Genomic DNA, 13,412 nt, shown 5'->3' on the forward strand with positions numbered 1-13,412 from the left:
TCACCATCACTCAACACGTCCAGTCACACGTTCCCTCCGACCCGCTGAGTCTGGAGTACCTCCTGCCTGACACGGAATTGGGCAGCGGTGGCGGGGCACGCCGTGCTCGTCGAGGCGACGGGGCTGTGCAGGTCCAGGACCGTCCCCAGGAGCAGGATCCTGTGTTGGCGGACCTGCTGGACGTGGTCCGCGGGCGTCTCGGGGAAGTCGATCTGCGGCAACAGGCTCAGCGGGACGAGTTCCAGAGGCGCCTGGATCGCCATCTGCGGCCGCTCATCTCCATTGTCCGGGACCTCTACGGTGGCGGAGTTTCGCCCGAGGAGCTGCGTCGGGTGGCGGGAGACCTCGGGTCGCTGATCGTCCACGCCTGGGTGACCCGTTCCGATTACCTCCGCGGGGTCGATTCCGACCGGGAGAACCAGGCGCCGTGGTGGAACTCGCGCCACGCCGTCGTCGCCGCGTGTTATGCGGACCGGTGGGCGGGAGGCTTTGCCGGCGTCCGGGACCGCATTCCGTACCTGCGCGAACTGGGTGTGACGCACCTGCGGTTGCTCCCCCCGTTCCGTGCCTCCGACACCCATGACGACGGCGGTTTCTCGGTGGCCTCCTACCGGGAGACCAACCCGAATCTGGGCAGCATCGAGGAACTGGCGGAGCTGGGCCAGGTCCTGCACGAGAACGGCATTTCCCTGATGCTCGACGTCGTGCTCTCCCGTAACGCGCCCGAGCACCCGTGGTCATTGGCTGCGGCGCGGCACAACTCCTTCTTCGAGAAGTTCTACTGGATCCAACCGGACGGCCCCACCGGCGAGGCCTCGCAACGCTCCGTGTGGGCACAGGGGCCGGCGTGGGAGCGTGTGGTCCCCGACGACCCCACCGACCGGCGTCGGGTCCGTACCTCCGAACACGCCCACCAGTGGGACCTGGACTGGACCAACCCGCGGGTCTTCGTGGCCATGGCGGGAGAGATGCTGCACGTCGCCGGACTGGGAGCGCAGGTGCTGCGCGTGGGTTCCCCGTGGCACCTGTGGCGACCCGTGGAAGGCGCCGGGGATGTGCTGTCGCGCGGGCGAACCGTGCTCCGCGCGCTGGACGTGCTGCTGCAGATCGTTGCGCCGTCCGTGGTGCTCGAATCGAACGACCCGGCCGAGTTGCAGGTCCCGGCCGGCGGCGTCCACGTCGCCGATGGACTGGACCGGTCCGCGTTGATCTGGAGCTCGATCGCCACGCGGGACGCCACGCTGCTGGCCGAACACATTCGCCGGGACAAGAACCTGGTCCGGGGCAAGGGACGTCTGCAGCCGGTCCGCAACCATGACGCCCTCCAGTGGGCCTTCCCGGACGAACTCGTGGTGGCAGCCGGGCTGAATCCCGACGCCCACCGCCGGTTCCTGGGGGAGTTCTATTCCGGGCGTTTCGAAGGGTCATTTGCGTCCAACCCCGCGGTTCCGGCCCGTTCCGGCCGGGTGGGGGCGGCCGTGTGCGGGACGTCCGCATCCCTGGCGGGAGTACGGAACGAACCCGGCCCGGGGGCGGACCGGGTGATCCTGGCCCACGCAGTGGCCTTCTCCCTGGGGGGAGTGCCGGAACTGTGGCTGGGCGACGAACTCGGTGTGCTGGACGATCCCCTGTGGTCCCTGGAGACCGGGCACGACAAGGACCCGCGGTGGGCCAACCGCCCCCGGGTGGATCAGGCCACCATCGACTCCCGCCACGACCTGTTCTCCGTCTCCGGTCGGCTGTACGGATCGATCCGGCGGCTGCTGGAGTTGCGCGGTGCCGCCCCGGAGTTCGACGGGCAGGCCGTGATCGATTTCGACACGCGCAACGAACCGGTGCTGGGATACCAGAGGCCCGGTTCGGACGGCAGTGTCCTGCTGTGCCTGGCGAACTTCTCCGACTGGACGCAGTACGTCACCGGTGAGACGTTGTCCGGATTCCAGGCCCGGGCCCTGCGGCTGCAGGACGAGGCTGAACTGGACTTGCGTGACGGTGTGTTGTTGGAGGCCCACGGGTGGGCGTGGATCCGCTGCACCCCGCGTAGGTCCTTGGATGACTGAGCCTCCGCTACTGGCGGAAGGGCCTTGACCAACCGCCCCCGTGGTCGATTGGATTGAAGGGTTGGTTCCTACAGGAAGGGAAATCTCATGGCTGAGAAGTACGTTCTGCCCGAACTCGATTACGACTACGCCGCGCTGGAGCCGCACATCTCTGCGCGCATCATGGAGTTGCACCACTCCAAGCACCACAACACCTACGTGACCGGTGCGAACACGGCGCTCGAGAAGATGGCCGAGGCCCGCGAGAACGGCGATTCCGCCGGTGCCGCCAAGCTCTCCAAGGACCTTCAGTTCAACCTGGGTGGCCACGTCAACCACTCGATCTTCTGGAAGAACATGTCCCCGGACGGTGGTGGCAAGCCCGAGGGTGAGCTGGCTTCCGCGATCGACGACGCCTTCGGCTCCTTCGACGCTTTCCAGGCACAGTTCACCGCCGTGGCCACGACCATCCAGGGTTCCGGCTGGGCGATCCTGGCCTACGAGCCGATCGGCGGGAACCTGGTCATCGAGCAGATGTACGACCAGCAGAACGGTGTTCCGCTGGCGACCATCCCGCTGCTGCAGCTGGACATGTGGGAGCACGCCTTCTACCTGGACTACCAGAACGTCAAGCCCGACTACGTCAAGGCCTGGTGGAACGTCGTCAACTGGCAGGACGTCGCCCAGCGCCTGGAGAAGGCCCGCACCGGCGCCGCTTCGATCATCTGATCGATTCTTTTCTGCCAACCGCGGCCATCGACGTTCGTCGTCGGTGGCCGCGGTTCTTTCTTGCCCCGTCCACGCGTGAAGCCCCTCATGGGCGACCCTTACAGTGGGGGTGTGTCCCGAACAGTCAACACCGGGTCGAACGGGCTCTCGCGAGTTCACAGCGGGCCGTCCCCCACTTTGCCCGCCGGGCTCAGCCTGCCCGAGGCCTTCCACTGGCTTCTGGAGGCGGGACACAAGGACCTGCTCGGGGTTTCCGAGCAACTCCTGATGGTGGACAGGGAGCCCGCCAAGGTCTTGGCCCTTTTCGGTCACCGTGAGCTGTGGGCCTGGGCGCACGACCAGACCCAGGCCGTCATGGGCTGGCAGCCGTTGCCGTTCCTGGACGGGCGGCCCGTTCGGCTGCTGTGGACGCAGTGGACAACGCTGGGTGCGATTTCGGGGGCGATCTTCGCCCTGGGCGCCCCCGACGTCGAGCAGGCCACACCCGCGCAGGAACCTGCCGAGCGCCCCGGCGACATCTTCGCCGACGTTGTTCCCGGCACCAGCCCGGCCGCCACGGCGATCCGCGGGCAACTTGCCTCCTGGGTAGGAAGGTGCCTGTGCGTTCGCGTGACCGGACCCCGCGGTGTGGGGAAGGACTACGTCGCCCGCGCCTTGCTGAGCACACAGGAGCGCCTGGCGCCGGGTCGGTTGATGGACCCGTTGGTGGTGGACGACCCCAAACTCATCATCGGGGAGATCTGGTCCACCCGCGTGCGTGATGCCATCGAACGCGGGCGGCCCTTGTTCATCCGGGATCTGCACTCGGTCCCGGATCGGGACGTGCACGTCGTGTTCGAGTGGGTCACCAGGGCCGTCGCGTCCGCCACGCCCCTGGTGGTCAGCCACGCACCCTGGGCCTCGGATTTCAGCGCTCGCCGATGGGAGCAGGTCCTCCCGGAGCAGATTCGGATCCCGGAACTCGTGAGCCGCCCGGAGGACTTGCCGGAACTGGTGCGCGCACTCGGGCACGCGACCTTCGGGCAGCGCTGTGATCTCAAGCTGACGGCCGGCGCGTTGCGCCTCCTCAGCGGCGTGCGCTGGGTGGGCAACACCGCTGAACTCGAGGCGGTGGTCATCGACGCACGACGACGCAGTGGCACGGACCGCCTGTCCGAGAACTGGATCCGGCTGCCGTCCGGGGCAACGGGCGGTGCCGGGCTGGCGGATCTGGAACGCCGTGCGGTCCAGGACGCGCTGGAGCGCACGGGCGGCAACCGCACGGCAGCGGCCGCGCTCCTGGGGATCTCCCGTTCCACACTGCACCGGCGGCTCAAGGCGCAGGGTGTGTGAACGGTGCTTTCGAAAGCGGCTCACGGTCCCGGCACGTGTGAGCCGAGACCGTGAGCACTCTCAGTGTTTGTGGTGATCCTGCGGGTATTCAGTGGTGTTCAGAACGGTCAGGCGAGAGTTGAACGGTAGGACCAAGGGCTCCTGGGTGGTGTCGTCCCAGCCGAACATGCGTCCGATTGAACGTTGTTCGCGGAGATCGATCAGCAGCACGGATTCGATGGTCATGACGTGCTCGGTCCAGAAGAAGATGTACAAGTCCTCGGCCACCTCGAACGTCAAGGTGCGGTCGACGTCGGCCAGCCCCTTCTCGCCACCGCGCAGGCAGTGCCACACGAAGGTCCCGGCGTTGAGATAGATGTGCTCGTACGCCTCGACGTCGCTGTAGCGGTAGTAGATCCGTTTGCCGACCAGTGCCGTCGAACGGTGGTGGAACGGTGCGTCGGTCCCCTCGATACGGGCCTGAGTGAACTCGGTGCTGCCCTTGACGGCGCTGCTCTCCAGGTGCAGCGCGGAGACCGCAACCGTGGCCGCGCCGATGTTGCGGTCCACGATCACGGTCACGTCGCACATCTGTTGAGCTGCGCCGTGGACGAAGTCGATGATGAATATCCCGGGGCGGGCTTCAATCGCCTTGTAGGTGGCGTCCGCACTTGCGTCGTCGTCCGAACCGGTGCCGGTGGTCCAGGTGAGCGACGAGGCATCGTTGAAGGCCAGGACGAAGTGTTGATCCTGTTCCCCGTGAAGGACGATCGTGGTGCCTGCCAAGGCCGGGGACGCGGGGAGGGTTTGGTCCCCGAATCCGTCGATCATGGTGGACACGGACGGCCACTGGTCGACGGGCACGTAGTCCTGGAACGATTCGTCGGTGGTCATGACTGCTTCCTCTTCCTTGGCCGAGGCTGTGGTGGCGCTCGTTCGCCTCGGGGTGGTGCGCGGCGAGGCTTGAGGCCTTGAGTGCCCACGAGTATTCGCCTCGGGTAGCCGGGCCTGCTTGCTCCACGGCGAACAGGACCTGTCCGTGGGCGCACAAACTGTGTCGGCAGTTGTAGTTGGGTAAATGCTGGCCGCTGGCCTGCCGAGTCATCGCTTGGATCACAACGTGATTCACATGTATCAATCAAGGACTTTTCAGACCTAATCCCGCATGACCAGCGGTGAGGCATTCCCCGCGGCCGGCTGTGTCAAATTGGCACAGCCGGTCTGTGATTCGTGACACATACCGTGGCTGCATCGACGGCGCAGAACTGAAGTTTCCAAGCCTCCGCCGTCAGACATCAGGTCCGAGGCCAAAGGTCACCGGACCAATCGACACCCCCGCAACCACGGAAGGAGTCACGGTATGAGCCCCGAGTCCACGGCAACCGACGCAGCTGCCACAGTGGATCCGCGCAGGTTGCGCAATGCGTTCGGAACCTTTGCCACGGGAGTCACCGTGGTGACCTGCAGAACCCCGGACGGAACCCCCCCACGGCGCCACCGTGAACGCATTCACCGCAGTCTCCCTGGATCCCCCCTTGGCGCAGGTCACGCTGATCCGCAAGAACAAGGCGGCGCAGTTCCTGGAGGACGCCCCGTTCGCAATCAACATCATGGCCGAGGAGCAGTTGGACGTCTGCCTGAATTTTGCGGGCAAGCCGATGTCCTCGCCCGTGCAGTGGCGCCCCGACGGCCCCGAGTGCGTACCTGTTCTGGATGGCAACGCCGCCACCATCGAGTGCCGCCCCTGGAAGATCTACGACGGCGGAGATCACGTGATCGTGATCGGTGAAGTCGTCGACGTGGAGCTCACCGAGCGCAGGCCCCTGGTCTTCTACAAGGGCAAGTTCCGGCAGATGGGCCCGTTCTGCGGCGGTACGCCGTGGGAAGGCTCGGCCGATGCGCCGTCGTCGGGTTGGTTCGAAGGTTCGACGTCGTTCCTCAGCCTCGACTGACCCCCGCAAGCCCCGATTGCACCCCTGAATTCACGCGAAAGGACCTGCCATGACTACAACTGCCGAGAATCCGTCCACCGACAACCAGCCCACCAAGGGTGGGGACCGTTCGATGTCCGAGCGGACCACGCCCAAGAACCCCAAGTTGCCCATGACCGGTGACGAGTACATCGAATCCCTCAAGGACGGCCGCGAGGTCTACATCCACGGCGAACGGGTCGACGACGTCACCACTCACCCGGCCTTCCGGAACTCCGTGCGCATGGTCGCCCGCCTCTATGACGGCTTCCACGACCCGGAGACCTCAAAGGAGCTGCTGACCGACACGGACACCGGCAACGGGGGCCAGACCCACCCGTTCTTCAAGGTCCCCAAGTCGGTTGACGACCTCAAGGAGTCCCGCCGCGCGATCGAGACCTGGGCACGCATGACCTACGGCTGGTTCGGCCGTTCCCCCGACTACAAGGCCGCCTTCCTGGGCACCCTGGGTTCCATGCCGGAGTTCTACTCCCCGTACCAGGAGAACGCTCAGCGCTGGTACAAGGAGTCCCAGGAGAAGGTTCTGTACTGGAACCACGCGATCATCAACCCGCCGGTTGACCGCCACCTCCCGCCGGACGAGGTCGCGGACGTGTTCATGAAGGTCGAGAAGGAGACCGACAACGGCATCGTGGTCTCCGGCGCCAAGGTGGTTGCCACCGGCTCGACCATCACGAACTTCAACTTCATCTCCCACTACGGGCTGCCCATCAAGAAGCCCGAGTACGCGATGATCTGCACCGTTCCCATGGACGCCCCGGGCATCAAGCTGATCTCCCGCCCCTCCTACGCGCAGAACGCCGCCGTCACCGGCACTCCGTTCGACTACCCGCTGTCCTCCCGGATGGACGAGAACGACGCCGTTTTCGTGTTCGACAAGGTCGAGGTGCCGTGGGAGAACCTGTTCGCCTACGGGGACCCGGACCAGATCAACGGCTTCATGCCCAAAACCGGGTTCATCCAGCGCTTCACCTTCCAGGGCTGCATCCGCCTGGCCGTCAAGCTCGACTTCATTGCCGGCCTGCTGCTCAAGGCGTTGGAGATCGCCGGTACCCGTGACTTCCGCGGTGTGCAGGCCCGTGCCGGTGAGGTGATCGGTTGGCGAAACCTGTTCTGGGCGATCGTCGACGGCATGACCCTGAACCCGGACGAAGGCCCCAACGGGTCCGTGCTGCCCAAGATGGACTACGGCTTGGCCTACCGCATGTTCATGGCCCAGGGTTACCCGCGGATCAAGGAGATCATCGAGCAGGACGTGGCTTCCGGCCTGATCTACCTGCCCTCCGGTGCGCTGGACTTCAAGAACGCCGAAATCCGCCCCTACCTGGACAAGTACGTGCGTGGCTCCCACGGCGTGCAGGCCGTGGACCGGGTCAAGCTCATGAAGCTCCTGTGGGATTCGATCGGCTCCGAATTCGGCGGCCGCCACGAACTCTACGAGCGCAACTACTCGGGCAACCACGAGAACGTGCGCGTGGAGATGCTGATGAACGCCATGAACAACGGCGTGGTGGACTCCATGAACGGCATGGTCGAGCAGTGCATGTCCGAGTACGACCTGGACGGCTGGACCGTTCCGGACCTGTTCAACAGCGACGACGTGAACGTCTACATGAAGAAGTAACCGTTCCCGTTCGCCGACGCTGCCGAGTGCGCAGTTTGATCGCCCCTCGCCACCTGAGCAGCGATCAAACTGCGCACTCGGCGTATCTGGGCCACCGGGTGCCGGACCGGGGCGAGGTGACACACTGGTGAGTACCCGCAAGTGTGAGACAGAAAGGTGCCACCATGCCGTCATTCCTTTTCACCGCACCCCTGCCAGGTCCCGCTGAGGACATGCTGCGCCAGGCCGGCGACGTCGAGATCGGCAACGGCTTCACCGCCGAAGACCTCAAGGAAGCGGCACACAGCGGTCGCTACGACGTGCTGATCACCCAGCTCTCGGACAAGGTCACGGCCGATGTGCTCAACGGGTCCAAGCTCAAGGGTGTGGCGAATTTCGGCGTGGGCTTCAACAACATCGACGTCGAAGCGGCCACGGCCAATGGCATCTTCGTGGGCAACACCCCCGACGTTCTCTCGGACGCTTCCGCCAACATCGCCATGCTCCTGCTCCTGGCCGCCGCCCGGCGTGCCCACGAAGGTGAGGAGTTGGTGCGCTCCGGGCAGTTCAAGGGGCTGACCCCGGAACTCCTGCTGGGCGCGGACATCACCGGAACTCGGCTCGGCATTGCGGGACTGGGGCGCATTGGTAAGGCCATGGCCCGCCGCGCGTTGGGCTTCGGCCTGGAGGTCGTGTTCGTCCAGCGGCCGCCCCGGGACCGCCCCGTGAACGACGACGAACTGGGCGATCTGGCCGGTCGCATCAAGCAGGTGTCCTGGGACGAGTTGCTGGAAACCTCGGACCACATCTCCTTGCACGTGCCGCTGACCCCGGACACCACCCACCTGATCGGCGCGGAGGAACTGGGCCGGATGAAGTCCACCGCCGTGCTGGTGAACACTGCCCGCGGCCCCGTCATCGACGAGGCGGCGTTGGTAACCGCCCTGCGTGAGGGCACGATCGCCGCCGCCGGCCTGGACGTGTACGAGAACGAGCCTGCGCTCGCGCCCGGTCTGGCCGATCTCCCGAACACCTTCCTGCTGCCGCACATCGGTTCGGCTGAGTTCGGCACCCGCGCCCGCATGGGGGAGATGTGTGCCGAGAACGCGATTGCCATGGCCAAGGGAGAGGTCCCGCCCTACCCGGTGAACCCGGAAGCGGCCCGGTAGGCGCCCGTCGTCGTCCCCACGCTGCCCGCGCACCCCGCCCGTCTCGCTCACGCATCCCGTCGAAACCTCCGGAAGGACCCGAAATCCCCCGCCGATCGGGCCCTTCCGGAGGTTTCGACGTTCCCGGACCACCGCCGAAATCGTTGGCTCAAATAATCGTTGAAAAAATCAATGATTGGCTCTAGTCTTGCCCCTGTGAGGTAGCTCACGCCCTTCCTCAGGCTGCGGGCGCCTCTATCTACCGGTTTCGGGGGCCAGGGTCCCCACCCAGAGAGAGGGGAGCGGCCTTGAGCGCAGCCACCCACCATTCAGACCTGCAGGACATGTCGACCACCGAGCGGCAGAAGGAAGCCCGCCGTGTGGTCATGTCCAGCTACCTCGGCTCGACCATCGAGTTCTACGACTTCCTGCTCTACACCGCGGCTGCTGCCCTGGTGTTCCCGCAGGTGTTCTTCGCGGACATGACTCCGCTGGCGGGAACCATCGCCTCCTACCTGACCTTCGCGGCCGGGTACGTGGCTCGCCCGATCGGCGGCATGATCTTCGGGCACTTCGGTGACCGCCTGGGCCGCAAGAAGATGCTGGTGCTCTCCATGTTCGTCATGGGTGGCGCCTCCACGTTGATCGGCCTGATCCCCGGGTCCGCGACGATCGGCATGGCGGGTGCGTTCATCCTGCTGACGCTGCGCCTGCTGCAAGGCATCGCGATCGGCGGCGAGTGGGGCGGCGCCGCCCTGATGGCCCTCGAGCACGCGTCGCCCAAGAGCCGCGGTTTCGCGGCGTCCTTCGTCAACGCCGGTGCACCCTCGGGTGCGGCCCTGGGTACGTTCGTCCTGGGCCTGTTCGCCTCCATGCCGGAGGAGCAGTTCTTCAGCTGGGGTTGGCGCATCCCGTTCCTGGCCTCCGCGCTGCTGCTGGCAGTCGGCCTGATCATCCGCCTCAAGATCAGCGAGTCCCCGATCTTCGAAGCTGCGGTTGAGCGCGACGAGGCCGCCGAGAAGCCCCGCGACATCCCCATCCTCAGCGTCATCAAGCGCCCCAAGAACCTGCTGCTGGTCATGTTCGGCGGTGCCGCGGGCTTCGCGCTGCAGACGCTGCTGGCCACCTTCACGGTTGCCTACGCGGTGGCCCACGGAGCCGAACGCCAGTCGGTGCTCTACGCCTTCGCTTGCGCGTCCGTGCTGTCGATCGGCATGGTGATCCTGGCCGGAAAGGTGTCGGACCGGATCGGGCGTCGCCCGCTCATGCTGCTTGGCATGGCCCTGTTCATGGCTTTCGCCTACCCGCTGTTCGCGCTCATGCGCACCGGTGACACGTTGCTGATCTTCGTGGGCTTCACCGTGGCGTTGCTCTGCCACTCGACCATCTACGGTCCGCTGGCGGCGTTCATCTCCGAGCAGTTCGGAACCGCCGCCCGTTACACCGGTGCCTCCGTGGGCTACCAGATGGCCACGCTGCTGGGCGCGGGCTTCACGCCGACCATCCTGGCCGCGATCTACGGCGGCGACGGGAAGATCGGCCCGGTGGTGATCTACCTGATCGTGCTGACGGCCATCTCCGGCCTGGCGGTCCTGCTCACCAAGGAGTCCAAGGACATCGACCTGGAGACCTACGAGCACTGATCCAAACCTCCCGACGACGGCGGGGTGCGCTCACCAGCGCACCCCGCCGTCGTCGTATGCCCCGCGTGAGCAGAACTTTGAACACGGAATTCGGCCCACATCAGGCAAGATGTGGGCCGAACTCCGTGTTCAAAGTTGGGGTAGGGGCCCCGCCAAAGAATGGTGACCGTGGGATCCCCAACGGTCCACGGTCACCATTCACAGTGTGGGTTGCCCACACAAAGAGGCGGGGCAGGTGGTCCGCCCACCTGCCCCGCCAGACACCTCACGCGTAGAAGCGGTTCAGGAACGTGGCCACCACGGCCGGGCGCTCCTGGCCCTCGATCTCGATGGTGCCGTCGGCCACCAGGTGCAGGCCGTTGCCCTTGACCTCCTGGACGTCCGTGATGGTCACCGTCAGGCGCACGCGGGAGCCCACGGGGACCGGTGCGGTGAAGCGGCACTTGTCCAGGCCGTAGTTGACCTTGGTGGACACGCCGGTGACGTCGAACAGCTCGGACCACATCGGGATCAGCAGCGAGAGCGTCAGGAAGCCGTGGGCGATGGTCCCGCCGAACGGACCGTCCTTGGCACGCTCGGGATCCACGTGGATGTACTGGTGATCGTCCGTGGCATCGGCGAACAGGTTGACCTGCTCCTGGGTGATCTCACGCCATTCGCTGTAGCCCAGGTTCTTGCCGATCAGGTCCTTGACCTCGTCGAAGCTGACGACGGTCTTGGCGGTGGATTCGGGGGTGGTTTCGGTCATGGTGTGTGTTCCTTTCAGACGGACGACGGCGCGGGTTCGCGCAGTCATGGAGTGATCAGGCGAACGCGGAGACCCCGGAGATGGAACGCCCGACGACGAGCGCGTTGATCTCATGGGTGCCTTCGTAGGAGTAGACCGCTTCCGCGTCGGCGTGGAAGCGGGCGACGTCGGTGGCCAGCGTGATCCCGTTGCCGCCCACCACTTCGCGGGCCAGCGCCACGGTTTCGCGCAGGTGCAGGCTGATCCACATCTTGGCCAGTGCGGAATCCTCGTCCCGGTAGATGCCCTCCTGCTGCTTCTCGGCCAGGCGGGACACCATCGACAGGGAGGCGGTCAGGTTCCCCAGCATGCGGGCCAACTTCTCCTGAACCAGCTGGAAGCTGGCCAAGGGGCGGCCGAACTGCTGGCGCTCGCGGACGTAACGCACCGCGGCCTCGTAGGCCCCGGCCTGGATACCGCAAGCGATCCATGCGACGTCGGAGCGCATCTGCCGCAGCATGGCCGCCACGTCCTTGAAGGAGTTGCAGTTCTGCAGTCGCGCAGATTCAGGAACCCGCACCTCGGAGAGGGTGATGTGGGCGTTCTGCATCATCCGCAGGGAGGTCTTGCCGTAGATCTTCTCGAGAGTCACCCCGGGCGCCTCGCGGGGCACCAGGAAGGCCTTGACCTGGGAGTCCTCGGTGTCGCGGGCGAACACGCACAGGTAGTCGGCAGTGAAGGCACCACCGATCCACCGCTTCGCGCCGTCGATCACCCACTCGTCCCCGTCGCGTCGGGCCGTGGTGGACAGCCCACCGGCAATGTCCGAACCGTGTTCGGGCTCGGTCAGGCAGAACACGCCCTTCATCTCGAAGGACTTTATCTTGGGATCCCACTCGGCGAACTGCTCCTCCGAACCACCCACACGGCAGGCGGTCCGGAACAGCCCGGCCTGAGCCGTGTAGAACGTCGCCACGGAGGCGTCACACCGGGCGAGTTCGAAGATCCGGAACCCGTGGTACAGCGCCCGCGGGGTCTGGTCGGCCAGCTCCGGCGGGTGCATGAGCTCGAGCGCCTGCAACGCGGGACCCACGGATTCCGGGAAGGTTCCCGCCTCCCAGTGCTCCGCCAGCTGCGGGTAGGCCTCCGATTCGAGAACGGCCCGCAGCCGCAGCAGCGGCGCCCGCTCGTCCTCCGTCAGCGCGTCCGCGATCCCGTACGGATCGCAGTCCGGGTACAGCTCACTCATCTTGAACCTCCTGGCTCAGACCGCAAGCCGCACGGCCGCGGGTTCCGACGACGGACAACGCCGTGGTTCAGTTGCCCAGGCCGAGCAGCCTGACCGCGTTGTCCTTGAGGATCTTGGGCCGGACCTCGTCCTTGAAGTCGGCCTCCTGGAACGCGCCCAACCACTTCTGCGGAGTGATCAACGGATAGTCCGTACCGAAGAGCACCCGGTCCGGGAACATGCGGTTGGCCGCGTGCACCAGCGACTGCGGGAAGTACTTGGGGGACCACCCGGAGAGGTCGATCCACACGTTGGACTTGTGGGTGGCGATCGAGTTGGCCTCTTCCTGCCACGGCACCGACGGGTGCGCCATGATGACCTGCAGTTCGGGGAAATCGGCCGCGACGGAATCCAGCAGCAGCGGGTTGGAGTACCCGAGCTTGATCCCGTAGCCACCGGGCAACCCGGCGCCCATGCCGTTCTGCCCCGTGTGGAACAGCGCGGGTACGCCCAGGTCCTGAATCGCCTCGTACAGCGGGTAGAACTGCTGGTCGGAGGGGTCGAAGCTCTGCAACGACGGGTGGAACTTGAAGCCCCGCACGCCGAACTTCTCCACCAGGACCTTGGCACGCTCCACGGCGGCTGCGCCCTGCAACGGGTCCACGGACCCGAACGGGATCAGGACGTCGTTGTTGCGCGCGGCCCCGGTGGCGATCTCCTCGATCGAGTTGGGCTCGTGCTTGAGCGCGGTGGTGGCATCCACCGTGAACACCACGGCCGCCATGTTCCATTCGCGGTAGCGTTCGGCGATCGTGTCCAACGACGGCGACCGGTCCTCCGCCTTGAAGTACTTGGAGGAGGCATCCACGAGCGGCTGGGGCAGGGACAGGTGTCCGTGCTCCGAGCACTCGATGTGCACGTGCATGTCGATCGCATGGATCTTCTGCAGGTCGATGCCGAATTCGTAGCTGTTGTCTGCCTGGGACATGGCGG

Annotated in this window: 11 protein-coding genes; 7 read left to right on the plus strand and 4 right to left on the minus strand. The window is 65.8% G+C overall.

All coding sequences use genetic code 11. The features are described 5' to 3' along the window. The first annotated feature begins 125 nt into the window (after window positions 1-125). The 3 genes from EDL96_RS10440 to EDL96_RS10450 all read left to right on the plus strand — a co-directional run bounded on the left by EDL96_RS10440 (window position 126) and on the right by EDL96_RS10450 (window position 4,100). On the plus strand, window positions 126-2,060 hold the full coding sequence (locus tag EDL96_RS10440) for an alpha-amylase family glycosyl hydrolase (RefSeq protein WP_123825860.1): 1,935 nt from the start codon (window positions 126-128) through the stop codon (window positions 2,058-2,060). Between the two features lie 87 nt (window positions 2,061-2,147). Then, entirely contained in the window at window positions 2,148-2,768 is a 621-nt protein-coding gene (locus EDL96_RS10445; RefSeq protein ID WP_123825862.1) for a superoxide dismutase, read from the plus strand. Window positions 2,769-2,879: 111 nt separating this feature from the next. After that, window positions 2,880-4,100, plus strand: coding sequence for a helix-turn-helix domain-containing protein (locus EDL96_RS10450; RefSeq protein WP_158609587.1), 1,221 nt, complete (start codon window positions 2,880-2,882; stop codon window positions 4,098-4,100). Between the two features lie 60 nt (window positions 4,101-4,160). Here the strand turns inward: EDL96_RS10450 and EDL96_RS10455 are convergent, their stop codons facing one another. After that, window positions 4,161-4,973: a MoaF C-terminal domain-containing protein gene (locus EDL96_RS10455; RefSeq protein ID WP_123825866.1), complete on the minus strand. Its 813-nt coding sequence runs from the start codon at window positions 4,971-4,973 to the stop codon at window positions 4,161-4,163. A gap of 605 nt (window positions 4,974-5,578) precedes the next feature. On the opposite strand from EDL96_RS10455, the gene EDL96_RS10460 reads away from it, so the two are divergent. The 4 genes from EDL96_RS10460 to EDL96_RS10475 all read left to right on the plus strand — a co-directional run bounded on the left by EDL96_RS10460 (window position 5,579) and on the right by EDL96_RS10475 (window position 10,464). Then, the gene (locus EDL96_RS10460) at window positions 5,579-6,031 is read left to right on the plus strand and encodes a flavin reductase family protein (protein WP_233568842.1); all 453 of its coding nucleotides are present in this window, start codon (window positions 5,579-5,581) and stop codon (window positions 6,029-6,031) included. A gap of 49 nt (window positions 6,032-6,080) precedes the next feature. Further along, window positions 6,081-7,694, plus strand: a complete 1,614-nt coding sequence (locus EDL96_RS10465; protein ID WP_123825868.1) for a 4-hydroxyphenylacetate 3-hydroxylase family protein — start codon at window positions 6,081-6,083, stop codon at window positions 7,692-7,694. 164 nt (window positions 7,695-7,858) lie between these two features. After that, window positions 7,859-8,842 carry a 2-hydroxyacid dehydrogenase gene (locus EDL96_RS10470; RefSeq protein WP_123825870.1) on the plus strand — a complete coding sequence of 328 codons (984 nt, stop codon included), beginning with the start codon at window positions 7,859-7,861 and terminating at the stop codon, window positions 8,840-8,842. A 323-nt stretch (window positions 8,843-9,165) separates the two neighbouring features. Beyond that, the gene (locus tag EDL96_RS10475; RefSeq protein ID WP_123825944.1) at window positions 9,166-10,464 is read left to right on the plus strand and encodes an MFS transporter; all 1,299 of its coding nucleotides are present in this window, start codon (window positions 9,166-9,168) and stop codon (window positions 10,462-10,464) included. 265 nt (window positions 10,465-10,729) lie between these two features. Here EDL96_RS10475 and EDL96_RS10480 read toward each other — a convergent pair whose 3' ends face one another. The 3 genes from EDL96_RS10480 to EDL96_RS10490 all read right to left on the minus strand — a co-directional run bounded on the left by EDL96_RS10480 (window position 10,730) and on the right by EDL96_RS10490 (window position 13,407). Further along, window positions 10,730-11,212, minus strand: a complete 483-nt coding sequence (locus tag EDL96_RS10480) for a MaoC family dehydratase (protein WP_123825872.1) — start codon at window positions 11,210-11,212, stop codon at window positions 10,730-10,732. Between the two features lie 55 nt (window positions 11,213-11,267). Then, window positions 11,268-12,440, minus strand: coding sequence for an acyl-CoA dehydrogenase family protein (locus tag EDL96_RS10485; RefSeq protein ID WP_123825874.1), 1,173 nt, complete (start codon window positions 12,438-12,440; stop codon window positions 11,268-11,270). A 67-nt stretch (window positions 12,441-12,507) separates the two neighbouring features. Then, a complete protein-coding gene (locus EDL96_RS10490; protein WP_123825876.1) occupies window positions 12,508-13,407 on the minus strand; it encodes an amidohydrolase family protein in 900 nt (299 codons plus the stop codon). Window positions 13,408-13,412: the final 5 nt, after the last annotated feature.

Source organism: Kocuria soli (assembly GCF_003797835.1).
Lineage (GTDB): Bacteria > Actinomycetota > Actinomycetes > Actinomycetales > Micrococcaceae > Kocuria > Kocuria soli.